Raw genomic sequence first — 605 nt, 5'->3', positions numbered from 1 at the left:
CGCTCAGGCGTGTCGATGTAGTCATCAACAGCCGCCATCAGTTCCTTGATCTTCTCTTCGCCGATTTCCGGGTTGTTGCCTTCCATCGCGGCCAGAGCCGAACCTGCAACGATCGGAATATCGTCGCCGGGGTATTCGTAGCTGGACAGCAGTTCGCGCACTTCCATCTCAACCAGTTCCAGCAGCTCTTCGTCGTCAACCTGGTCAACTTTGTTCAGGAACACGACCATCTTCGGGATGCCAACCTGGCGGCCCAGCAGGATGTGTTCGCGAGTCTGCGGCATCGGGCCGTCAGCGGCATTCACAACCAGGATCGCGCCGTCCATCTGAGCCGCACCGGTGATCATGTTCTTGACGTAGTCGGCGTGGCCGGGGCAGTCAACGTGCGCATAGTGGCGGTTGTCGGTCTCGTATTCCACGTGGGCGGTCGAGATGGTGATGCCGCGAGCCTTTTCTTCCGGCGCACCGTCGATCTGGTCATACGCTTTGAAGTCACCGAAATACTTGGTGATTGCTGCGGTCAGCGTGGTCTTGCCGTGGTCAACGTGGCCAATCGTGCCGATGTTGACGTGCGGTTTTGTACGCTCAAACTTTTCCTTTGCCAT

Annotated in this window: 1 protein-coding gene; it reads right to left on the bottom strand. The window is 57.9% G+C overall.

The features are described 5' to 3' along the window. Positions 1–605, bottom strand: a 605-nt coding sequence (locus ACR0LW_RS21225; protein ID WP_480884425.1) for a GTP-binding protein, incomplete at both ends; no start/stop codon positions are given.

It is taken from the genome of Ruegeria sp. N4, from assembly GCF_056531425.1.
This window is presented reverse-complemented; position numbering and strand designations above follow the sequence as displayed.